This window comes from Ancylobacter crimeensis (assembly GCF_023016805.1).
Lineage (GTDB): Bacteria > Pseudomonadota > Alphaproteobacteria > Rhizobiales > Xanthobacteraceae > Ancylobacter > Ancylobacter crimeensis.
The window spans coordinates 400260-423378 of record NZ_JALKCH010000003.1 but is presented as its reverse complement, the minus strand read 5'-3'; the positions used below and the strand labels follow the sequence as shown (position 1 = coordinate 423378).

General features: G+C 68.1%; 17 protein-coding genes. 15 read left to right on the top strand and 2 right to left on the bottom strand.

All coding sequences use genetic code 11. The features are described from left to right. The first annotated feature begins 467 nt into the window (after window positions 1-467). From MWN34_RS06170 to MWN34_RS06125, 10 genes are all read left to right on the top strand, one after another. A complete protein-coding gene (locus MWN34_RS06170) occupies window positions 468-1193 on the top strand; it encodes a lysophospholipid acyltransferase family protein (RefSeq protein ID WP_247027600.1) in 726 nt (241 codons plus the stop codon). Beyond that, entirely contained in the window at window positions 1190-2419 is a 1230-nt protein-coding gene (locus MWN34_RS06165; RefSeq protein ID WP_247027598.1) for an NAD(P)/FAD-dependent oxidoreductase, read from the top strand. The genes MWN34_RS06170 and MWN34_RS06165 overlap by 4 nt, the downstream gene beginning before the upstream one ends. Before the next feature lie 293 nt (window positions 2420-2712). Continuing rightward, window positions 2713-3624, top strand: a complete 912-nt coding sequence (locus MWN34_RS06160) for a LysR family transcriptional regulator (RefSeq protein ID WP_247027596.1) — start codon at window positions 2713-2715, stop codon at window positions 3622-3624. 254 nt (window positions 3625-3878) lie between these two features. Continuing rightward, window positions 3879-5048 (top strand): ABC transporter substrate-binding protein, encoded by a 1170-nt coding sequence (locus MWN34_RS06155; RefSeq protein WP_247027594.1) that lies wholly within the window; start codon window positions 3879-3881, stop codon window positions 5046-5048. A gap of 243 nt (window positions 5049-5291) precedes the next feature. After that, complete coding sequence (locus tag MWN34_RS06150) at window positions 5292-6338, top strand: ABC transporter ATP-binding protein (RefSeq protein WP_247027592.1); 1047 nt, start codon at window positions 5292-5294, stop codon at window positions 6336-6338. A 169-nt stretch (window positions 6339-6507) separates the two neighbouring features. Continuing rightward, a complete protein-coding gene (locus MWN34_RS06145) occupies window positions 6508-7452 on the top strand; it encodes an ABC transporter permease (protein ID WP_247027590.1) in 945 nt (314 codons plus the stop codon). Window positions 7453-7584: 132 nt separating this feature from the next. Further along, window positions 7585-8385 carry an ABC transporter permease gene (locus MWN34_RS06140; protein WP_247027588.1) on the top strand — a complete coding sequence of 267 codons (801 nt, stop codon included), beginning with the start codon at window positions 7585-7587 and terminating at the stop codon, window positions 8383-8385. Window positions 8386-8397: 12 nt separating this feature from the next. Continuing rightward, window positions 8398-9876: a gamma-aminobutyraldehyde dehydrogenase gene (locus MWN34_RS06135; protein ID WP_247027586.1), complete on the top strand. Its 1479-nt coding sequence runs from the start codon at window positions 8398-8400 to the stop codon at window positions 9874-9876. A 152-nt stretch (window positions 9877-10028) separates the two neighbouring features. Continuing rightward, entirely contained in the window at window positions 10029-11132 is a 1104-nt protein-coding gene (locus MWN34_RS06130) for an efflux RND transporter periplasmic adaptor subunit (protein ID WP_247027584.1), read from the top strand. Window positions 11133-11193: 61 nt separating this feature from the next. Next, on the top strand, window positions 11194-14277 hold the full coding sequence (locus MWN34_RS06125; RefSeq protein ID WP_247027582.1) for an efflux RND transporter permease subunit: 3084 nt from the start codon (window positions 11194-11196) through the stop codon (window positions 14275-14277). A gap of 48 nt (window positions 14278-14325) precedes the next feature. Here MWN34_RS06125 and MWN34_RS06120 read toward each other — a convergent pair whose 3' ends face one another. Further along, complete coding sequence (locus MWN34_RS06120; RefSeq protein WP_247027581.1) at window positions 14326-16626, bottom strand: TonB-dependent siderophore receptor; 2301 nt, start codon at window positions 16624-16626, stop codon at window positions 14326-14328. Window positions 16627-17103: 477 nt separating this feature from the next. Between MWN34_RS06120 and MWN34_RS06115 the strand changes: the two genes are divergently transcribed. From MWN34_RS06115 to MWN34_RS06095, 5 genes are read left to right on the top strand one after another with little or no spacing between them, the layout of a single operon-like run. Then, window positions 17104-18324, top strand: a complete 1221-nt coding sequence (locus MWN34_RS06115; protein ID WP_247027579.1) for a CaiB/BaiF CoA transferase family protein — start codon at window positions 17104-17106, stop codon at window positions 18322-18324. Next, complete coding sequence (locus tag MWN34_RS06110; RefSeq protein WP_425532057.1) at window positions 18321-19271, top strand: hydroxymethylglutaryl-CoA lyase; 951 nt, start codon at window positions 18321-18323, stop codon at window positions 19269-19271. Before MWN34_RS06115 ends, MWN34_RS06110 begins: the two co-directional genes overlap by 4 nt. A gap of 24 nt (window positions 19272-19295) precedes the next feature. After that, entirely contained in the window at window positions 19296-20144 is an 849-nt protein-coding gene (locus MWN34_RS06105; protein ID WP_247027577.1) for an ABC transporter ATP-binding protein, read from the top strand. A 2-nt stretch (window positions 20145-20146) separates the two neighbouring features. After that, window positions 20147-20935 carry an ABC transporter permease gene (locus MWN34_RS06100; RefSeq protein ID WP_247027662.1) on the top strand — a complete coding sequence of 263 codons (789 nt, stop codon included), beginning with the start codon at window positions 20147-20149 and terminating at the stop codon, window positions 20933-20935. Window positions 20936-20970: 35 nt separating this feature from the next. Further along, window positions 20971-21984 carry an ABC transporter substrate-binding protein gene (locus tag MWN34_RS06095; RefSeq protein WP_247027575.1) on the top strand — a complete coding sequence of 338 codons (1014 nt, stop codon included), beginning with the start codon at window positions 20971-20973 and terminating at the stop codon, window positions 21982-21984. Between the two features lie 51 nt (window positions 21985-22035). Here the strand turns inward: MWN34_RS06095 and dgcN are convergent, their stop codons facing one another. Then, window positions 22036-23058, bottom strand: coding sequence for an N-acetyltransferase DgcN (dgcN, locus tag MWN34_RS06090; RefSeq protein ID WP_247027573.1), 1023 nt, complete (start codon window positions 23056-23058; stop codon window positions 22036-22038). Window positions 23059-23119 lie beyond the last annotated feature (61 nt).

Below are 23119 nucleotides of genomic sequence, written 5' to 3'. Positions count from 1 at the left end.
CCGGCGTGACCTTCTGAGGCGGGACGAGTGAGGGAAGGATGGCGCGAGGGGGGGCATATGTCAAGGAATATATTCCTTGACCATCAATGCCCGACTGTGGAAAGGCAGCAGACCTGCGCCCGCAGCCCGATGCGATCCCGGCTCATCCGTCCTCCGGCCGCAGCCGCAGCCGAGAGCCAGGGCCGGGACGGACCGGGTGGCCCTGTCTGGAGAGCCGGGCGAGCGGGGGCGCTGGTTCCCGCAGGCCCATGCGATCCCGGCCCTGCGCTGCGCCGGCCGGGACGACGGCGGGTGGTGAGGGGCAAGGCAACGCAACGCAACACAACGGAACGCAAGGCACGTGGCCGGCGCGCGTGCTGCCGCGCGGTCGCCTCGCTACCGCCTCGGCACCGCGCTCCCTCTCCCTTCTCCGCAACCGATCTGCTAGACCCTCTGCGCCGTTCCGGCTTTCGCCTTGCTGGGTTCCGATGCAGACGCTGCGTTCCGCCGCCTTCGTTCTCTTCCTCGTCCTTTGGACGCTGGCGCTTTCGGTCACCGTGCCGTGGCTGGCGTGGCGGAAGGATCCTGTGGCGGTGCGACGGGTGTCGCGGCTCTGGGCCGGCGGCATCCTGAACGGGCTGAAGGTGCTCGGCGGGGTCGGTCATCGCGAGATCGGCACCGCCAACCGGCCGGCGACCCCGGCGCTCTATGTCAGCAACCACCAGTCCGCCTGGGAAACCATCGCCTTCGCCGTGCTGGTGCCCGACGTCGCGGTGGTGCTCAAGGAGGAGCTCTACCGCATCCCGGTCTTCGGCTGGTTCCTGAAGTGCTCGCCGATGATCGACATCGACCGTGCCGGCGGGGCGACCTCGATGAAGAAGATGTTCCGCGAATCGCGCGAGGCTTTGGCCGCCGGGCGCAGCCTGCTGATCTTTCCCGAGGGCACCCGCCAGCCGGTGGATGCCACGCGGGCCGAGTTCCACCGCGGCGTCCTGCTGCTCTACAAGGCGCTGAAGGTGCCGGTGGTCCCGGTCGCGGTGAATGCCGGGCTCCACTGGCCGGCGCGCCGCTTCGCCGTGCGTTCGGGAACCATTGCCGTCTCCTATCTCCCGCCCATTCCGCCGGGCCTGCCGGACGAGGACTTCATGAGCCTTCTGCAACGCACGATCTATGACGAGCGCGACCGGCTTCTCGGCCTCAGAGACGCGGCATGAGCGCGCCGGGGGAAGGTGTCGTCATTCTCGGCGGTGGGCAGGGCGGCTTCCAGGTCGCGGCCTCGCTGCGCGAGGCGGGCTATGAGGGGCGGGTGCGCATCGTCTCGGACGAGCCGGGGCTACCCTATCAGCGCCCGCCGCTCTCCAAGGCCTATCTGAAGGGCGATGCGGGGGTCGAGCAACTGGAACTGCGGCCCGCCGCCTTCTATGCCGATCACCGCATCGAAATCGTCACCGCCCGTGCCGCCTCCATTGACCGCACGGCGCGGCAGGTGCGGCTCGCGGATGGCGAGGTGCTGGCCTACGACCATCTCGTGCTCGCCACCGGCGCCCGCAACCGCCCGCTGCCTGTCGCGGGAGCCGATCTCGACGGCGTGCTCTATCTGCGCACCCTCGCCGATGCCGATGCCCTGAAGGCGCGGCTGCCGGCGGCGGCGCGGGTGGTGGTGGTCGGCGCCGGCTTCATCGGGCTGGAATTCGCCGCCGTTGCGCGGGCGCTCGGCCATGAGGTGACGGTGATCGAGGCGACCCTGCACCCGATGGGGCGCGCCGTCTCGCGTCCCGTTTCCGCCTTCTTCGCCGATGCGCACCGGGCGATGGGTACGCATCTGGTGCTCGGGGCCGGCGTTGTGGCGCTGCATGGCGAGGGCGGCCGTGTCGCGGCCGTGGAGACCACCGACGGCGTGCGGCACCCAACCGATCTCGTGGTGGTCGGCATCGGCGTAGTGCCCAATGCCGAGCTGGCCGCCGAGGCGGGGCTCGCGGTGAAGAACGGCGTCGTGGTGGACGAGGAGCTTCTGACCTCCGATCCGGCCATCTCCGCCATCGGCGATGTCGCGCACTATCCCAGCCGCCATGCCGGGACCGAGGTGCGGCTGGAATCGGTGCAGAACGCCGCCGACCAGGCCCGCAACGTCGCCCACCGGCTTACCGGCCGGCCGGCGCCCTATGCCGCAGTGCCATGGTTCTGGAGCGACCAGGCGGATCTGAAACTTCAGATGGTCGGCCTTGCCGGGCCGGCCGATACGGCGGTATTGCGCGGCGATCCCGCCAGCCGGCGCTTCTCGGTGTTCCGTTTCCACGAGCGGCGCCTCACCGCGATCGAGAGCGTGAACCGCCCCGCCGACCACATGCTCGGCCGTCGCCTGCTCGCCGGCACCCCCCGCCTGACGCCGGAAGAGGCTGCGGATGAGAGCTTCGAGCTGAAGAGTCTGCTGGCGAAGTAGGGCTGTGCGCATTCGTCGTCCCGGAGGGCCAGGGCCGATCCGGGATCGCACGCCGCTGGACCCGGCGAGTGCCCTTGACTGGCGGCGATGTCACGGCCATCCACGTTTGGCCCGGGAGCGACGAGGTGAGGAAGGGGTGGGTGCAAGGGCTACGCCGGGCATGACGTTGCAGCCACGGGTGCTCGTGGTCCCGAAGAGCCGGACGGTTGATCCGGGATCGTGCTCTGCCGGATCGGGCGGAGCGAGGGATATCGTGCTAGCATCGACATTTCCTTCATCTCCTGGATCTGCCGATGGCTTTCTCGCTTCGCCAGCTTCATTATTTCGTCGCGGTGGCCGAGAACGGCTCGGTGTCCTCTGCGGCGCAGACCCTTTCCATCTCGCAATCGACGGTGACCGAGGCGCTGCGCGAGCTTGAGGCCGATCTCGGCTTCCGCCTGCTGGACCGCCACGCCCGCGGCGCCGACCTCACCCTCAAGGGCCATCATTTCCTGCGGCACGCCCGCAAAATCCTCGCCGATGTCGCCGATGCGCGCCGCGCGCTGGCCGGGGCGGAGAGCGCGGCGCTGACCGGGCGGCTGGCGCTGGGGGTGACGCCGCTGGTGGCGGGCTATGTCTATTCCGACCTCATCGCGCGCTACCGCCGGGCCTTTCCGGGCGTCGCGGTGGAGGCGGTGGAGGATGCAGCCGACTATCTGGAGCACCTGCTGGTCGGTGGCGAGCTGGATGTCGCGGTCATGGTGCTGCCGCCGGGTCGGCGCGCCTCCGCCCTGCAGGTCGAGACGATGGAGGTCTCGCCCTACCGGGTCTGGCTGCCGCTCGGCCATCCGGCGGCGGAGGGCGAGCGGGTGAGCATGCGCGAGCTGGCGGGCGAGCCGCATGTGCTGCTGACCATCGACGAGATCGCGGAGGCGTCGGAGATCGTCTGGCGCCGGCTCGGGCTGCGCCCGCCGGTCGCGTTCCGCACCCGCTCGGTGGAGGCGGTGCGCTCGCTGGTGGCGACCGGGGCGGGCGTGGCGTTGCTGCCGGACCTCACCTATCGCCCGTGGTCGCTGGAAGGCGACAAGATCGAGGCGCGGACGCTGATCGAGGAGGTGCCGGCCATCGAGGTCGCGACCGTCTGGCGGCGCGGCTCGCCGCTCTCGCCGGCGGCGACCGGATTCCTCTCGGTTGCGGCCACGCGGCAGGCGGGAAGGGGGCGATAGGGCCGGCGCATCGAAGATAGGACTGGGCGCTTCGATGGACGCCAGGCGGACACGTCCTCCGCCCCGCCGGCGAGGAAGAATGGAGGGTCATCCCCTTTGCGGTCGAAGGCAATGCCAACAGCGTTTTGCCCAGCGAACACTCATCGGTTTTTCCGATGGGTGCCTTCTGATCTTTGGTGTGGCGCGCCTTTCGCCGCAGCGTCACACTCCCTCTCAAAGCTCCGCTCCAGCGGGCCAGAACAGAGGGAAACACCATGCGCGCCGTCCGCCCTGCCGTGCATCTGCTCGCCTGTACCGCCGCTCTCTCGCTCGCCGTGCAGCCCGTGCTCGCCGCCGAGAAGACCTCCATCGGCAAAGGCGAGGGCCAGGTCGATATCGTCGCGTGGCCGGGCTATATCGAGCGCGGCGAGACCGACAAGGCCTATGACTGGGTCACCGCCTTCGAGAAGCAGACCGGCTGCAAGGTCAATGTGAAGACCGCCGGTACCTCGGACGAGATGGTGGCGCTGATGAACGAGGGCGGCTTCGACCTCGTCACCGCCTCGGGCGACGCCTCGCTGCGCCTGATCGCCGGCAAGAAGGTGGCGCCGGTCAATGTGAAACTCATCAAGAGCTGGGACAAGATCGATCCCCGTCTGCAGGACGCTCCCTGGCACACGGTGAACGGCGTGCATTACGGCGTGCCCTACCAATGGGGCTCCAACGTGCTGATGTACAACACCGAGACCTTCAAGGACGGCGCGCCCAAGAGCTGGAGCGTGGTGTTCGAGGAGCAGAACCTGCCGGACGGCAAGTCCAACAAGGGCCGCGTGCAGGCCTTCGACGGGCCGATCTACATCGCCGACGCCGCGCTCTATCTGATGGCGCACAAGCCCGAGCTCGGCATCAAGGACCCCTATGAGCTGAACGAGGACCAGTACAAGGCGGCGCTCGACCTGCTGCGCGCCCAGCGCAAGATCGTGCAGCGCTACTGGCACGACGCCATGGTGCAGGTCGACGACTTCACCAATGAAGGCGTGGTCGCCTCCTCCTCCTGGCCGTTCCAGGTCAACCTGCTGCAGAGCCAGAAGAAGCCGATCGCCTCCACGATCCCTGAGGAAGGCGCCACCGGCTGGGCCGACACCACCATGATGCACGCCGACGCCAAGCATCCGAACTGCGCCTATCTGTGGATGGAGCATTCGCTCGACCCCAAGGTGCAGGGCGACCTCGCCTCGTGGTTCGGCTCGGTGCCGACCGTGCCCGCCGCCTGCAAGGGCAATGAGCTGCTCGGCGCGGAAGGCTGCAAGACCAACGGCGCGGAGAACTTCGAGAAGATCCGGTTCTGGCGCACCCCGGTCGCCAAGTGCCCGAGCCAGGCCGCCGGCTGCGTGCCCTATTACCGCTGGGTGTCGGACTACATCGCGGTCCTCGGCGGGCGCTAGGCGCTCCCGCCGGGCGTGCGGCGGACCCTACGGTTCGCCGCGCATCCGGGCCGAGGCGAGCGTGAGCGCGTCTCGCCGGTCTTGCCGGCGCCATCGGATCCTCGGCCGACCCGTGCCGTCGTCCACGAATACCTGTCTTTCGCCGCACCGGCCGCGCTCCGCGCGCTCCGTCTGCCGAGGCATGGCCCCACCACTCGTTCCCCGCCGCTCGTTCCCTGCCGTCTTAACGAAGATGTTCCGCCCATGATTGCCGCTCCCGCCGCATCCGCGTCCGTTCCCGCCGTCCGCTTTGCCGGCGTGGTCCGGCATTTCGGGGCGGTGAAGGCGGCGGACGGCGTGGACCTCGCCGTCGCGCCGGGCGAGTTCTTCGCCATGCTCGGCCCGTCCGGGTCCGGCAAGACCACATGCCTGCGCCTGATTGCCGGCTTCGAGCAGCCCGATGCCGGGCATATCGAGATCTTCGGCGAGACGGTTGAGGGCTTGCCGCCCTATCGCCGGGCGGTGAACACGGTGTTTCAGGACTACGCCCTGTTTCCCCATCTCAGCGTCGGCGAGAACGTCGCCTATGGGCTGCGCGTGCGCGGTGTCGGCCGGGCGGAGCGGGAGAGGCTCGCCCGCGAGGCGCTCGGCCTCGTCAAGCTCGGCGGGATGGAGACGCGCAGGCCGGCCCAGCTTTCCGGCGGGCAGCGCCAGCGTGTCGCGCTGGCGCGGGCGCTGGTGCTGCGGCCCAAGGTGCTGCTGCTCGACGAGCCGCTCGGCGCGCTCGACCTGAAGCTGCGCGAGGAGATGCAGGTGGAACTCAAGGGCCTGCAGCGCGCGCTCGGCCTCACCTTCGTCTTCGTGACCCATGATCAGGGCGAGGCGCTGTCCATGGCCGACCGGGTCGCGGTGTTCAATGAGGGCCGGATCGTGCAGGTCGGACCGCCCGAGGAGGTCTATGAGCGTCCGGCGACCCGCTTCGTCGCCGGCTTCGTCGGTGCCGCCAATGTTCTGTCCGCGCAGGAAGCGGCGGCGCTCGGCGCGCCGGCCCGGGCGGCGAGCCTGCGGCCGGAGAAGATCGGGCTGATCGGGGTGAACGGTGTCGCGCCGGACGGGGTGGCGGCGCTGGAGGCGGAGGTGATCGACGTCTCCTATCAGGGGCCTGTGCGGCGCATCACCACCCGCACCGCGAACGGCCATGTCATCGCCGCCGCCGTGCCCGCCGCGCAGACGGTGGATGTCGGCCCCGGCGCGAAGGTGCGCCTCGCCGTGCCGCTCGGTGCGCTGCATCCGATGGAGGGGGAGGGGTGATGAGCGAGCATCATTCCTTGCATTCCATCGTCATCCCGGACGGGCCGCAGGCGCGATCCGGGATCGCGTGCCGAAGGGCGCGCGCCCTGTCGCGGAGGATTCCGGCTCTCGCCTGCGCTTCGGCCGGGATGGCGGCAAAGGGACCGAGATCGGCGCGGAGGCTGGCTTCATGAGCCTCGCTGTCGATATTCCCGCCCCGCGCGAGGGCCTGTCGCGCCGGCTTTCGGACCTCATCGTGCGCCGGCGCGGGCTCCTGTTGCTGCTGTTGCTGGTGCCGCCGCTGCTGTGGCTCGGCATCGTCTATCTCGGCAGCCTGTTCGTGTTCCTGGCGCAGTCGATCTTCTCGATCGACGAGTTCTCCGGCACCATCGTCTACGAGCCGACGCTGTCCACCCTCGTCGAGCTGTTCAGCCCGGCCAATTTCGACATTCTGACGCGCACCGTCGCCATCGCCACGGTGGTGACGGGGCTCTGCGCGCTGATCGGCTTCCCGGTTGCCTATTACGCCGCGCGCTATGCCGGGCCCAAGGCGAAGGCCGGCTTCTATCTCGCGGTGATGATGCCGCTGTGGTCGAGCTACCTCGTCAAGGTCTATGGCTGGAAGCTGCTGCTGGCCAAGGAAGGCGCCATCGGCTGGTTCGCGCAGCATCTCGGCCTTGGAGGCGCGCTGGAGGCGTGGCTCGCTCTGCCGGTGGTGGGCGGGCCTTCGCTCTCGGTCAGCTATACCGGCATGGTGCTGACCTTCACCTATCTCTGGCTGCCCTTCATGATCCTGCCGGTGCAGGCGGCGCTGGAACGGGTGCCGGCGAGCCTCATCGAGGCTGCGGGCGATCTCGGGGCCGGGCCGGGCACGGTGTTCCGCAGCGTGATCCTGCCGCTCGCCATGCCCGGGGTGGTGGCGGGGGCGATCTTCACCTTTTCCCTGACGCTCGGCGACTACATCGTGCCGCAGATCATCGGCACCTCGGCGCTGGTGCTGGGGCAGGCGGTCTACACGCTGCAGGGCACGGCCGGAAACATCCCGCTTGCCGCGGCCTTCTCGCTGGTGCCGATCCTCGTGATGGCGCTGTTCCTCACCCTCGCGAAGAAGATGGGGGCGTTCGATGCGCTGTGAGGGGATGGAAGGTTGCCGTCATGCACGGCGAAGGCCGGGCATCCACGCCTTGCCTGCACCGTGCCGGGCCAAAGGCAAGGACGGCCGGGCCAAGCCCGACCATGACCGCGCTTCTGGCGGGAGCGTTTCCCAATGACCCGCGCCTCGCTGCCGCTGAAGATCGCCGCGCTGGGCGGGCTGGCCTTCCTGCATGTGCCGCTGGTCTTCATCCTGCTCTACTGCTTCACCACGGAGGAGCGTTCCTACGCCTTTCCACCGCCCGGCTTCACGCTTAAATGGTTCGGCGTGGTGTGGGAGCGGGCGGATATCTGGCAGGCGGTGGGGCTGTCGCTGAAGGTGGCGTGCCTTGCCACCGCAGTGGCCCTCGTGCTCGGCACGCTGGCGGCGGGGGCGCTGGCGCGGGCGCGGTTCTTCGGGCGCGAGCCGGTGTCGCTGCTCTTCGTGCTGCCCATCGCGCTGCCGGGCATCGTCACCGGCATCGCGCTCAGGCAGGCCTTCGGGCTGATGGAGATCCCCTTCTCCTTCTGGACCATCGTGCTCGGCCACGCGACCTTCTGCATCGTCGTCGTCTACAACAACGCGGTGGCCCGGCTGCGCCGGCTCTCGCCCTCGCTCATCGAGGCGTCGATGGATCTCGGCGCCGATGCCTTCCAGACCTTCCGGCTGGTGGTGCTGCCCAATGTCGGCACCGCACTGCTGGCGGGCGGGATGCTCGCCTTCGCACTGTCCTTCGACGAGGTCATCGTCACCACCTTCACCGCCGGGCAGCAATCCACCCTGCCGATCTGGATGCTGTCCGAGCTGATCCGGCCGCGTCAGCGCCCGGTCACCAATGTCGTCGCCGTCCTCGTCATCGCCGTGACCTTCCTGCCGATTCTCGCCGCCTACTATCTGACGCGCGAGGGCGAGGCGGTGGCCGGCTCGGGCAAATAGGAGCGCCTTCCCATGGCTGCCGTCTCTCCCGCCGTAACTCCCATCTCGTCGCACCCCGCCATCGCCGACGCGCAGATGCTCATCGGTTCCGGCTTCGTCTCCGGTACCGAAACCGTCGAGACGGTGCTGAACCCGCGCACCGAGGAAACCCTCATCGAACTGCCGGAGGCCTCGGTCGAGCAGATCGACGCCGCGGTCAACGCCGCGGAGAAAGCGTTCACCGCCTGGTCGCGCACCACGCCCGCGGAGCGCTCGGCGCTGCTTTTGAAGCTCGCCGACCGCATCGAGCAGGAGGCCGAAGGCTTCGCGACGCTGGAGGCGCTGAACTGCGGCAAGCCGCGCCACGCGGTGCTGCGCGACGAGATTCCCGGCGTGGTGGACTGCTTCCGCTTCTTCGCCGGCGCCGTGCGCACCCAGCATGGCATGGTGGCTGGCGAATATCTGCCCGGCCACACCTCGATGATCCGGCGCGACGCGATCGGCGTGGTCGCCTCCATCGCACCGTGGAACTACCCGCTGATGATGGCGGCGTGGAAGCTTGCCCCCGCGCTGGCCGGCGGCAACACCGTCGTCATCAAGCCGTCCGAGCAGACCCCGCTCACCATGCTGAAGCTGGCGCGGGTCATCTCCGAAATCTTCCCCGAAGGCGTGTTGAACGTCTTGGTCGGGCGCGGCGAGAGCGTCGGCAACGCACTGATCAACCACCCCAAGGTGGCGATGATCTCGCTGACCGGCGACATCGCCACCGGCAAGAAGGTGCTGGCCGCCGCCTCGCGCACGGTCAAGCGCACCCATCTCGAACTCGGCGGCAAGGCGCCGGTCATCGTGTTCGACGATGCCGACATCGCCGAGGTGGTGGAGGGGGTGAAGACCTTCGGCTATTACAATGCCGGCCAGGACTGCACCGCCGCGTGCCGCATCTACGCCGCTGACAAGGTCTATGACCGGCTGGTCGCCGACCTCGCCTCCGCCGTCTCGACGCTGAAATACAACGAGGTAGAGGACGAGGCGAACGACATCGGCCCGCTGATCTCCGCACGCCAACGCGCCCGCGTCGCCTCCTTCGTCGAGCGGGCGACCGAGCTGGACCATATCGAGGTCGCGACCGGAGGCCGGCTCGCCGGCGGCAAGGGCTTCTTCTACGAGCCGACCGTCGTGGCCGGCGCGCTGCAATCGGACGAGATCGTGCGGCGGGAGGTGTTCGGGCCGGTGGTGTCGGTCACCCGCTTCTCCGATGTCGAGGACGCGGTCGCCTGGGCCAATGACAGCGACTACGGCCTCGCCTCCTCGGTGTGGACGAAGGATGTCGGCCGCGGCCTCGCGACGGCGGCGCGGCTGCACTATGGCTGCACCTGGGTGAACTGCCACTTCATGCTGGTCAGCGAGATGCCCCATGGCGGGCTCAAGCAGTCCGGCTACGGCAAGGACCTCTCGGCCTATGCGCTGGAGGACTACACGGTGGTCCGCCATGTCATGATACGCAACGGCTGACGGGCTGACGCAGGAGTGTTGCGTCGGGCCCTCGACCTGCCGCTGCGTTCACAGGCCGGGCCCGATGACGAAGAATTAAGTTGGAGGCGGCGGCGTCTTCTGCTGTCTGATATTGCAGTTGCGTAATGTCAGAGAACAGCAGGATCCGCCGGATGGCACGACGGCTCGGAACGGTGCTGGTGATCGGAGCCCTCGTCGCGGGGGCCGCGGTCGCGCACCAGACGGGATGGTTCACGGAGTTTCCCCCCTTTCGCCGGCAGGCGCGGGCGGAGCCGCCGGCCGTTGCGCCTGCATCCGCGCTTGTGCCCGTCGAGGTCGCCCCCGCCCGGCAGGCGACCACGACGACCGACATCCATTCCATCGGCACGCTGCAATCCGACGAATCGGTGAAGGTTGCCGCCGAGATTGCCGGCCGCATCGCCGAGATCGGCTTTCGCGAGGGCGAAGCGGTAAAGGCCGGCGCGGTGCTGGTGAAGCTGGACGACGCGCTGGTGCTGGCCTCGCGCAACGAGATCAAGGCCCGCCTGGAACTCGCCATCGCCAATTACGAACGGGCCGAGCGGCTGTCGCGCACCGGTTCCGGCACCGCGCGGGCGCTGGATGAGGCCATGTCCGAGCGCAACACCGCGTCCGCGCTGGTGAACACGCAGGAGGTGCAACTCGCCAAGCACAGCATCGTAGCGCCGTTCGACGGCGTGGTGGGCCTGCGCGGCGTCTCGGTCGGTGCCTATGTCTCGCCCGGCACGGAACTGGTGAACCTGGAGAAGATCGACGTTCTGAAGGTGGATTTCAGCGTGCCGGAAAGCGCCCTGCGCGCGGTCTCGGCCGGGCAGGAGGTCGCAATTTCCGTCGATGCCTTCCCGGACCGCCTCTTCACCGGCGAAGTCTACGCCATCGACCCGCTGGTGGATGTGAACGGCCGTTCGCTCCGGGTGCGCGGCCGCCTCGCCAATCCCGACCGCGTGCTGCGGCCCGGCCTGTTCGCGCGGATCGTGGTGAAGGGCGAGGTGCCGCGCACCGCCGTGTTCGTGCCGGAGGCGGCGGTGGTGCCGCGCGGGCAGGAGCGGCTCGTCTGGCAGGTGGATGCGGGCAAGGCGGTCGAGAGGCCGGTGAAGCTCGGCGAGCGCCGGGCCGGCGAGGTCGAGATCGTGGAGGGGCTGGCGCCGGGCGCGACGGTGGTGATCGCCGGGCAGGGCCGGCTGCGCGACGGCGCCGGCGTCGAGGTGGTGCCGACGCCGCCCGCCCCGCAGGGGTGACGCCGATGGAGAACCCCTCCGTCCGGCACGCAATTGTTGCTCCCGGCCGGGACGCGCGCTGATGGGCCTTTCCGAGCTCTGCATCCGCCGCCCGGTCTTCGCCACCGTGCTGAGCCTGTTGATGGTGCTGGTCGGCATCATCTCCTATTCGCGGCTCAGCGTGCGCGAATATCCCAATATCGACGTGCCGGTGGTTTCGGTCGTCACCACCTATACCGGTGCTTCCGCCAGCATCGTCGAGAGCCAGGTCACCCAGGTGCTGGAGGGCTCGATCGCGGGTATCGAGGGCATCGACGTGCTGGAATCGACCAGCCGCTCGGAATCGAGCCGCATCACCGTCCGGTTCCGGCTGGAGGTCGACCCCGACGCCGCCGCCAGCGACGTGCGCGACCGGGTGAGCCGGGTGCGCCAGCGCCTGCCGGACGAGATCGACGAACCGGTGATCTCCAAGGTCGAGGCCGATTCCCAGCCGGTGCTGTTCGTCGTATTCCGCTCCGACCGGATGAGCGGACTCGAACTGTCGGATTATATCGACCGCTATGTCGTCGATCGCTTCAAGAACGTTTCCGGGGTCGCCGACGTGCAGATCTTCGGCGAGCGGCGCTACGCCATGCGCATCTGGATCGACCGCGAGCGCCTTGCGGCCTACGCGCTTACCGTGCAGGAGATCGAGGATGCGCTGCGCGCGCAGAACGTCGAGATCCCGTCAGGGCGCATCGAGAGCGCGGACCGCGAATTCACCGTGCTCTCGCGCACCGCGCTGTCCAGCGTGGAGCAGTTCGCCGGCATCGTGGTGAAGCGGGCGGACGGCGCGCAGGTTCACCTGTCCGATGTCGCCCGCGTCGAGCTCGGCGCGGCCGACGAGCGCCGGGCCAGCCGGTTCAATGGCGGGCAGGGCATCATTGTCGGCCTCATCAAGCAGGCGGTGGCCAACCCGCTCGATGTCTCGAAGGGCGCCCATGCGCTGCTGCCCGAGGTCATCGCCGGCCTGCCGGAAGGCATGAGCGCGGCGATCGGGCAGGACAATGCGGTGTTCATCGACCGCTCCATCGCCTCGGTCTACCGCACCATCGTCGAGGCGGTGGTGCTGGTGGTGCTGGTCATCGTCATCTTCCTGCGTTCGCTCCGCGCCTCGCTCATCCCGGTCGTCACCATTCCGATCTCGCTGGTGACCACCTTCGGGCTGATGTACGCGCTCGGCTTTAGCGTGAACACGCTGACCCTGCTCGCCATGGTGCTGGCGATCGGCCTCGTCGTGGACGACGCCATCGTCGTATTGGAGAACATCTTCCGCCACATCGAGCACGGCATGAAGCCGATACCGGCCGCCATAAAGGGCGCGCGGGAGATCGGCTTCGCGGTGGTGGCGATGACGCTGACGCTCGCCGCGGTCTATGCCCCGGTCGCCTTCGCCGCGGGGCGGACTGGGCGGCTCTTCACCGAGTTCGCCCTGACGCTGGCAGGCGCGGTGCTGGTGTCGGGCTTCGTCGCGCTGACGCTGACGCCGATGATGTGCTCGCGCCTGCTGCGCCACGAAGCCGATCCCGGTCGCATCTCGGCGGCGGTCGAGCGGGCGCTGCGCGCTCTGGAGTCCGGCTATCGCGCCGCGCTGGTCGCTTCGCTGAAGGTGCGGCCGCTGGTGCTTCTGGTGGCCCTGGCGGTGGGGGCGAGCAGCGTGTGGTTCGTGCTGGCGCTGCCGCAAGAACTCTCCCCCATCGAGGATCGCGGCATGATCCGGGTGAACGGCACCGCCCCGGAAGGCTCGACGCTGGCCTACACCGCCCGCTATTCGAACCAGGTCAACGGCATTCTGGAGGCGATGCCGGAGGTGGAGAGCGTGCTCATCATCAATGGCTACCCGGAAGTGCATCGCTTCCTCGTCGTCGGCCGGCTGAAGGACTGGGACGCGCGCACGCGCAGCCAGCAGGAACTGGTGCGCGAGACGACGCCGGAGCTGCGCCGCATCGCCGGCGTCAACGCCTTCGCCAACAACCCGCCCTCGCTGGGCGCCCCCAACAATTCACGCCCCATCGAGTTCGTGCTGCAGACCTCCGGCACCTATGAGCAGCTCGACACCTATGTGCGGCGCTTCCTCGAGCGCATCCGCGACATTCCCGGCCTCGTCTCCCTCGACGACGACCTCAAGCTCAACAAGCCGGAAATCGCGGTGGCGATCGACCGCGACAAGGCCGCCGATCTCGGCATCGACGTCGCTGTGGTGGGCCGCACGCTGGAGAGCCTGCTCGGCGGCCGGCAGGTGACGCGCTTCGAGGTCGGCGGCGAGCAATATGACGTCTATGTCCAGCTCGATGCGCAGGATCGCGCGACCCCGCAGACGCTCGACACCATCTATCTGCGCGCCGCATCGGGAGAGATGGTGCCGCTGTCCAATCTCGTCACGGTGCGGGAAAGCGTGGCGCCGCAGGAGCTGAAGCGCTTCAACCAGCTTCGCTCCGCTACCATCTCCGCCAACCTGGCGCCCGGCATGTCGCAGGGCGAGGCGCTGGCGCTGCTGGAGCAGGCGGCACGGGAGGTGTTGCCGGAGACGGTCTCGACCGACGTGTCCGGCCAGAGCCGCGAATTCCGCTCCGCCGGGCAGAGCCTCGTGCTGGTGTTCCTGATGGCGCTGGGCTTCATCTATCTGGTGCTGGCAGCGCAGTTCGAAAGCTTCCGCGACCCCGTCATCATCATGCTCACCGTGCCTCTGTCGCTCACCGGCGCGCTCGCCGCGCTGTGGCTGACCGGCGGCTCGCTGAACGTCTATTCGCAGATCGGCCTCGTCACGCTGGTGGGGCTCATCACCAAGCATGGCATCCTGATCGTGGAATTCGCCAACCAGCAGCAGGAGCACGGCGCCGAGCGCCGCGCGGCTGTGGTGGAGGCGGCGGTGCTGCGGCTGCGGCCGATCCTGATGACGACGGGGGCGATGGTGCTGGGTGCGGTGCCGCTGGCGCTCGCCCATGGCGCGGGCGCGGAGAGCCGTCACCAGATCGGTTGGGTGATCGTCGGCGGCATGAGCCTCGGCACGCTGCTGACTCTGTTCGTGGTGCCGACGGTCTATTCGCTGATCGGCCGCCGCCATCCCGCCGTGCTGGAGGCGCTGCACGGCCCCTCGGTGCCCGCCGCGCCGACGCCGGCGGAATGAAAAAGGGGCGCCCGGCGCCCCTTTTCCGTGTTTCTGCCGTGGCGGCTCTCACCAGTGATAGGCGAGGGTGCCCATGATCGCGCGGCCGGGGCCGACGAAGCACTGATAGGCCGACGCGCAGGCGGCGACGTAATATTTGTCGGCGAGGTTGGTGGCGGTAACCGAAGCGCGCCAGCCATCGCCCTTGCCGGGCGTTCCGCCGAAATCATAATGCAGGCCGGCGTCGAACAGCACGCGGTCGGGCACGATCATGGCGGTGGTGTTGGTCTGGTCGCCATAGCTCTCGCCGACATAGCGGGCGCCGCCGCCGATGGTGAGGCCGGCGAGCGGGCCGGTGGAGAAGGTGTAGTCGGCCCAGCCCGAGGCGGTGTTGCGCGGCACGCCGACCGGCACCTTGCCCTGCACGCCGGTGATGGTGCTGCGCATCACCTCGGCATCGGTGTAGGTGTAGGCGACCATCACGTTCACCCCCGGCAGCACCTCGGCCTTGCCTGAGATCTCGAAGCCCTGCGAGCTCACCTCGCCGAGCTGGGCCTGGCAGGTGGCCGAGCTGCACTGCGTCAGCGTGGTGTTGGTGCTGGTGTGCACGGTGTCGGTGGTCAGCACGTTTTCCTGGGTGATGTTGAAATAGGAGGCGGTGAAGAGCCCGTTGAAGAAGGTCGGGTTGTACTTCACGCCCGCCTCGAACTGCTTCGCGGTGGTGGGCTTGAACGGGGTACCGCCATAGCCGGTGCCCATCACCGGGTCGAAGGAGGTGGCGTAGCTCACATAGGGCGCGATGCCGTTGTCGAACTGGTAGAGCAGCCCGGCGCGATAGGTGAAGGCGTTGTCGTCGGTGGAGTAGTTCACCGTCTTGCCGGTGGAGAGCGTCTCGGTCGAGGTGTCGCCGGTGATGTAGTCCTCGCGCAGGCCGAGCACCGCGTGCCAGTTGCCCCAGGTGATCTGGTCCTGTGCATAGCCGCCGAGCTGGGTGCGGTCGGCGGTCTGCTTGCTGGTCATGGTCGGCGAGGCGATGCTCGGCCACACCGGGTTGAGATAGCTCGTATAGATCGTGGTGCCGGTGCCCGACAGCGAGGTCGTCTCGTAGCGCTGCACATCGACGCCGAACAGCGCGGTGTGCTGGAGTTCGCCGGTGGAGAATACCGCCTGCGCCTGATTGTCGAGGGTGAGGCCCTTCAGCGTCTCCTCATAGCGGGACGGCGAGAAGCCCATGCAGAGAGAGGAATTTCCCCCGCACTTGGCCGCCGCCGCCCACACATTGGCGTTGGCGACGGCGGAAAGCGCCTTGAAGTCGCTGTCGAGCGAGAGGAAGCGCAAATTCTGACGCAGCGTCCAGACGGAGTCGAGATCATGCTCGATCCGGTAGCCGAGGCTCCATTGGGTGCGGTCGAAGCCGGAATAGGCCGCCTCGTTCGGCGAGAAGCTGCGCGGGATCTGGCCGTTCGGATTGGTCTGGAGCGTGCCGAGGGCCGGCAGCCAGGTGGAATAGTAGCTGTCCGGGTCACGCTGGTAGGTCGCCTGCAGCTCGATCCGCGTCCGGTCGTTCGGCTTGAAGGCGATCATCGGCGCGACCAGATAGCGCCTGCCTTCCGAGCCGTCGACCTCGCTGTCGGTCTTCTGGCCGAGGGCGATGAGGCGATAGAGGATCGAGCCGTCGGAATTGAGCCTGCCGTTCAGGTCGACGCCGAGCTGCATCGCGCCATAGGTGCCGATGCCGGCGATGATCTCGTTCTTCGCCTCCGGATCGGGCCACTTGCTCTCGAGGTCGATGCTGCCGCCCGGGCTGGTCTGGCCGTAGAGCGAGGACATCGGCCCGCGCACCACATTGATGCTGGAGAGCAGATAGGGGTCGATGCTGGGCACCGCATAGTTCAGGCCCTTGAACAGCCTGAGGCCATCCCAGAACTGCACGTAGTTCGCATTGCCGCCGAAGCCGCCGAAGCCGCGGATGATCATGCTGTCATAGCGGTTGCCGGGGCGGATGTCGGAGACGATGCCGGCCTCGTAGCGCAGCGCCTCCTGCACCGTCTGCGAGCCCTGGTTCTCGATCTGCGTGCTGTCGATCACCGTGACCGAAGTCGGAGTGGTGGCGATGGGTGCGTCGGTCTTGGTGGCGGCGCGGGTGCGGTGCACGACATAGCCCCGCTCGCCGGTGCCTTCGGTATCCACCTCGACGGTGTCGAGGGTCGTGCCCGATGCCGTGCTGCCGGTCGTGCTGCCCTGCGTCGCCGTCGTTCGTGCCGCCGTCTGCGCGCCGGCCGGCGCCGTCGCGCCCAGCAGCAGGAGCGGCAGCGCGAGGCCGGAGATCCGGCGGAGCCGCCGGGCGTGAAGGGAGGGCAGGGCTGGCATGGAAGGAGGTCCTTGAAGAATGACGCAGGGTAATCTACATCGCATAACAGGTGCGGCGCCCGCAGCATGGATGTCGATTTTCATAAACAATGAGATGCATCCCTCAAGTCAATCTCTTGATCCTCTTTTATAATTTGTCGAAATAAACATCTTTTGCCGGATATGAATTGATCTCACCCCGCGGCTCGTCGGTCGGATCACGGCAGGATTTCTCCGTATATCTGGCGTGTTTCCGAACGTATCCGGACGAATGATTGCAGGTGGCGATTCGCAATCCTTCGAAGGCCATCGCGCGTCGAACATGAGCCCCTGCAGAAGCCCGCGTTTCCACCCGCGCCGGCACGGCCGCGGACCAGCCTGCCGGGGGTCGGGGGTAGAGGTCATCCCGCGGATCCTACCAATGGACCGGCATGGCCGGATTGGACATCCGGCGTCTTTCGACCCATAGAACGGAAAAACGCTCGGGAAGGAACGCCCATGGAACAGCCCGCCACGGGTCCGCTGGCCGGGATTCGCGTCGTCGAACTCGGCAATCTCATCGCCGCGCCTTTCGCGGCGCGGCTGATGGCCGAGTTCGGTGCCGACGTCATCAAGGTCGAGGCGCCGGGCGAAGGCGATCCCTTGCGCAAATGGCGCAAGCTGCACGAGGGCACTTCGCTCTGGTGGTATCTCCAGTCGCGCAACAAGAAGTCGGTCGCGGTCAATATGCGCCTGCCGAAAGGGCAGGAGGTGGTGCGCCGGCTGGTGCGCGACGCCGATGTGCTGATCGAGAATTTCCGCCCCGGGACGCTGGAGCGCTGGGGGCTCGGCTGGGAGGCGCTGAAGGCGGTCAATCCCAACCTCGTGATGGTCCGCATCTCCGGCTTCGGGCAGGACGGGCCCTATCGCCAGCGCCCCGGCTTCGGCGCGGTGGGCGAGGCGATGGGCGGCATGCGCTTCACCACCGGCGAGCCCGACCGGCCGCCGGCACGCACCGGCATCAGCATCGGCGACTCGCTCGCCGCCCTCCATGCCGTGATGGGCGCACTGATGGCGCTGCTCAACATCAAGTCGGGCCGCGGCGCCGGGCAGGTGGTGGACGTGTCGCTCTATGAGAGCGTGTTCAACATGATGGAGAGTCTCGTTCCGGAATATGACGTGTTCGACTTCGTGCGCGCCCGCTCCGGCGGCTCGCTGCCGGGGATTGCGCCCTCCAATTCCTATCCGACGGCGGAAGGCAGCTACGTCATCGTCGCCGGCAATGGCGACGGCATCTTCAAGCGACTGATGGGCGCGATCGGCCGGGATGATCTCGCAAACGACCCGCGCCTCGCCTCCAATGACGGGCGGGTGGCCCATGTCGAGGAGATCGACGGCGTGATCGCCGGATGGACCAGCCGGCACTCGATCGACGAGGTGACCGCCGCGCTCGATGCTGCCGAGGTGCCGAACGGACGCATCTATTCGGTCGCCGACATCGTGAGCGATCCGCAATATCAGGCGCGCGCCATGATCCTGCCCTCCGTCCTGCCGGACGGAACGCCGGTGAAGATGCCCGGCATCGTGCCGAAGCTGTCGGAAACGCCCGGCGCCGTGAACTGGCTCGGGCCGCGCCTCGGGGAGCACACCGAGGCCGTGTTGGCCGGGCTCGGCTATGGCGAGGCGGAGATCGCGGCGCTCATTGCCGGCGGCGCGGTGGCGAAGGGAGATGAGACATGAGCGCGATGACCTTTCCTGCCCGCGTGCACATCCAGGAAGTGGTCACTCGCGACGGCCTGCAGATCGAGCCGCGCTTCCTGCCGACGGCGGACAAGATCGCGCTGATCGACGCACTGTCGCAGACCGGCGTGTCCAAGATCGAGGTCACCTCCTTCGTCTCGCCCAAGGCGGTGCCGAACCTCGCCGATGCCCGCGAGGTCGCGCTCGGCATCGCCCGACGGCCGGGCGTCACCTATGTCGCGCTGGTGCCGAACCTGCGCGGTGCCGAGGCCGCGCTGGCTGCCCATATGGACGAGCTCAATCTCGTCCTGTCGGTGAGCGAGACGCACAACCTCGCCAATATGCGGATGACGCCGGAGCAGTCGCTGGAGGGTTTCCGCGCCATCGTCGCCGCGGCCAGCGGCACGCCGGCGCGGCTGAACGGCTCGCTTGCCACCGCCTTCGGCTGCCCGTTCGAAGGCGTGCAGGCGCAGGACCGGGTGCTGGCGCTGGCGGAACGCTATCTCGAACTCGGCCTCCATTCGGTGACGCTGGCCGACACCACCGGCATGGCCAACCCCCGGCAGGTAGCGGGTTTGGTCGCGGCCTTCCGCGCGCGGTTCGGCGAGGTGCCGCTGACGCTGCACTTCCACAACACCCGCGGCATGGGCCTCGCCAATGTGCTGGCGGCGCTGGAGGAGGGGGCCGACCGGTTCGACGCCTCGCTGGGCGGCCTCGGCGGCTGCCCCTTCGCACCGGGGGCGACCGGCAACATCTCGACCGAGGATCTGGTCCACATGCTGGACGAGATGGGCGTGCCGACCGGGGTGGACCTGGCGCGCCTCATCGAACTGGCGCGCGGTCTGCCGGCCCTGCTCGGCCACGACATTCCGGGGCAGGTGGCGAAGGCCGGGCGCAGCGGCGACCTGCACCCGCTGCCCGCCTCGCTGCGCCGGGCGGCGGGCTGAGGACGCGATATGGGAGAACCGATCATGCAAACCGCCGTGCAGCGGCCGCCCGCTCACATCGCCCTGCCGGACGCCGGCCCTCTCGCGGTGGCGCTGAACGACATCAGCATCAGCTTCGCCGTTCCCGGTCGCCCGGTCTTCAAGGCGGTGGCACCGACCTCGCTTCATGTGCGCGAGGGTGAATTCGTCTCCATCGTCGGCCCCACGGGCTGCGGCAAGTCCACGCTGCTGAACGCCACCGCCGGCCTGCTGCGCCCCGCCGGCGGCACGGTGACGGTGTTCGGCGAGAGGCTGGAGGGCCTGAACGCCAAGGCCGGCTACCTGTTCCAGCAGGACGCTCTGATGCCGTGGAAGACGGCGCTGGACAACGTCGCCATCGCGCTGGAGGTCGGCGGCACAAGGCGCGAGGAGGCGCGTGCGCAGGCGAAGGAATGGCTGCGCAAGGTCGGCCTCGCCCGCTTCGTCGACCGCTATCCGCACGAATTGTCCGGCGGCCAGCGCAAGCGCGTCGGGCTTGCCCAGGTGCTGGTGCGAGGGCCCAAGATCCTGCTGATGGACGAGCCCTTCGGCCCGCTCGACGCCCAGACCCGGCAGATCATGGGCACGCTGCTGCTCAATCTGTGGGCGCAGGACCGCAAGGCGGTGATGTTCGTCACCCATGATCTGGAAGAGGCGATCGCGCTGTCCGACCGGGTCGTCATCATGTCCGCCGGCCCGGAGGCGCGGATCATCGGCGATTTCCCGATCGACCTCGCCCGCCCGCGCGACACCGCCGACATCCGCCTCGATCCGCGTTTCCACGAGCTTTATCGCGACATCTGGAACCAGCTCAAGGCCGAGGTCGTGAAGACCTACGGGGAGGAGACGCCGTGAGAATGCACCCTGTCCGGCTGCTGTTCCTGCAGTTCCTCGTCGCCCTCGCGGTCATCGGCATCTGGCAGATCGGCTCGACCGTCGAGATCGGCGGCGACTACCTGCTGCCGGAGTTCTTCTTCTCGACGCCGGTCGAGGTGGGCAAGCGCGTCTGGCAGATGTTCGCCTCCGGCATGATATGGAAGCATCTGTCCATCACCCTGACCGAGACCGTGCTCGCCTTCTTCATCGGCTCGGCCGGCGGCGTCGTCTTCGGCTTCTGGTTCGCCCGCAAGCCGGTGGTCGCCGCGGTCTTCGACCCTTATGTGAAGATGGCGAACGCCCTGCCGCGCGTGGTGCTGGCGCCCATCTTCATGCTGTGGCTCGGCCTCGGCATCTGGTCGAAGGTGGCGCTCGGCGTGACGCTGGTGTTCTTCATCGTGTTTTTCAACGTCTATCAGGGCGTGAAGGAGGTGAGCCCGGTGGTGCTCGCCAATGCGCGGATGATGGGCATGAACGAGCGACAGCTTTTCCGCAGCGTCTACTGGCCCTCGGCGCTGTCCTGGATGTTCTCGTCGCTGCACACCGCGGTCGGCTTCGCGCTGGTGGGTGCGGTGGTGGGCGAATATCTCGGCTCGGCCGCCGGCCTCGGCTATCTCATCCACCAGGCTGAAGGGGTGTTCGACGTGACCGGCGTGTTCGCCGGCATGTTTATCCTCGCCGCCTTCGTGCTGGTCATCGACTGGGGTGTCAGCGGCATCGAGCGGCGCCTGCTGGTCTGGCGCCCGCAACCGGCGGCCGACCACGGCTGAACGACCGAACCAAAACAGCAAAAGGGAGGATATCCATGAAGATCCGTACGCTGCTGCTGGCGGCGAGCCTCATTTTCCCCGCGCTCGGCGCGGCGCGGGCCGCCGATGTCGAGAAGCCCGACCTCACCATCGGCGTCGGTGGCAAGCCGCTGCTCTATTATCTCCCCCTCACGCTGGCGGAGCGGCTCGGCTACTTCAAGGATGAAGGGCTGAACGTCGAGATCAACGATTTCGGCGGCGGCGCCAAGTCGTTGCAGGCGCTGATCGGCGGCTCTGTGGATGCCGTCACCGGCGCCTATGAGCACACGATCCGCATGCAGCAGAAGCGGCAGGATATCCGCGCCGTGATCGACCTCGGCCGCTACCCCGGCATCGTTGTCGCGGTGCGCAAGGACGAGGCCGACAAGATCAAGTCGATAGCCGACCTGAAAGGCGCCAAGATCGGCGTCACCGCGCCGGGGTCCTCCACCTATATCCTGATGCAGTATCTCTTCGCCAAGGCCGGGCTGAAGCCGGACGACGCCTCCTTCATTGGGGTCGGCAGCGGCGCCTCCTCGGTCGCGGCGATGCAGAAGGGCGAGATCGACGCCATCTCCCATCTCGACCCGGTGATCTCGAAGCTCGAAAGCCTCGACGCGATCAAGATTCTCGTCGACACCCGCACGACGGAAGGCACCGAGACCCTGTTCGGCGGCATGAACCCCGCTGCCGTGCTCTACTTCAAGGAAAGCTTCATCAAGGCCAATCCGAAGACTGTGCAGGCCCTGACCAATGCCTTCTACCGCACTCTCAAATGGCTGGAGAAGGCAACGCCCGAGCAGGTCGCGGCCACCGTGCCGGAGGAATACTGGCTCGGCGACAAGGCTCTGTACATGAAGGCGTTCGAGGCCTCGCGGCAGGCCTATTCGACCGATGGCAACATCGACGAAGCCAGCATGAAGAGCGCCCTGAATCTCATCACCGCTACCGATCCGGAAATCGAGGCTTCCGCCATCGACCTGTCGAAGACCTTCGACGGCTCGTTCCTCAGCAAGGTCAAGACGCCGTAATCGCATGTCGAAGCCGGCGGTGCCGCGCATGACGCGCCGCCGCCGGGGCGCTCATTTGCCCACCGAGGCCGGAAACGCCTCCGCCAGACGGTCGACGATGGCCTCGACCCCGAAGCGCACGGGGTCCGTCGCGGGAAGCTCAAGCTCGCGGGCAGTCGTTTCCAGAAGGCGCCGGGCCTCGTCCTCGCCGAGATGCTGGGTGTTGACGGCGATGCCGAAAGGCCTGATCGCGGGATTGGTCAGTCGTCCGCAGCGGATGGTGAGGGCGATCACCTCGGCGATGCTTGGCAGTTCGTGCGCCACGCCGCGCATGGTGCGACGGGTCGGCTCGTGACAGACCACAAAGGCGTCCGGCTGCGCGCCATGCAGCAGGCCGAGGCTGACGCCGGCGAAGGACGGGTGGAACAGCGAACCCTGACCTTCGACGAGATCCCAGTGGTTCTCCGCGGCCGCCGGCGCGATCCATTCCACCGCACCCGAGATGAAGTCGGCGCCCACCGCGTCGATCGCGGCGCCGCGGCCCGAGATGAAGACGCCGGTCTGCCCCGTCGCGCGGAAATCCGCATCCATGCCGCGGGCGCGCATCGCCTTCTCGAGCGTCAGTGCGGTGTATTTCTTGCCGACGGAACAGTCCGTCCCCACCGTGAGCAGCCGCAGGCCCGGCCGCTTCACGCCCTTGCCCGTGCTGAAATGCTCGGTGGAATGGCGGATGTCGAGCAGCGCGCGCCCGTGCCGCGCCGCCGCTTCCGCGATGGCGGGGCGGGAGGAGAGGCGGGTGTGCAGGCCGCTCGCAATGTCGAAACCGGCTTCGATCGCGGCGACGATCTCCCGCGTCCAGTGCTCGGGCAGCACGCCGCCGGCATTGGCCACACCGACGATCATGGTGCGCGCGCCCTTCGCCGCGGCTTCCGCTGGGGTGAGGTCCGGCAGATGGAGGTCGGCCCTGCAGCCCGGCAGGCGGAACTGCCCCACGCACCATTCCGGCCGCCAGTCGGCGATGCCGTGAGCCGTCTTGGCCGCAAGCTCGTCGGCCGCGTCGCCGAGGAACAAAAGATAGGGAGGGTGGATGATCATGTCTCGCTCCGCCTTGGAAGGGGATACCGAAGCATCGGCCGAAACCCGGCCGGCGGGCCAA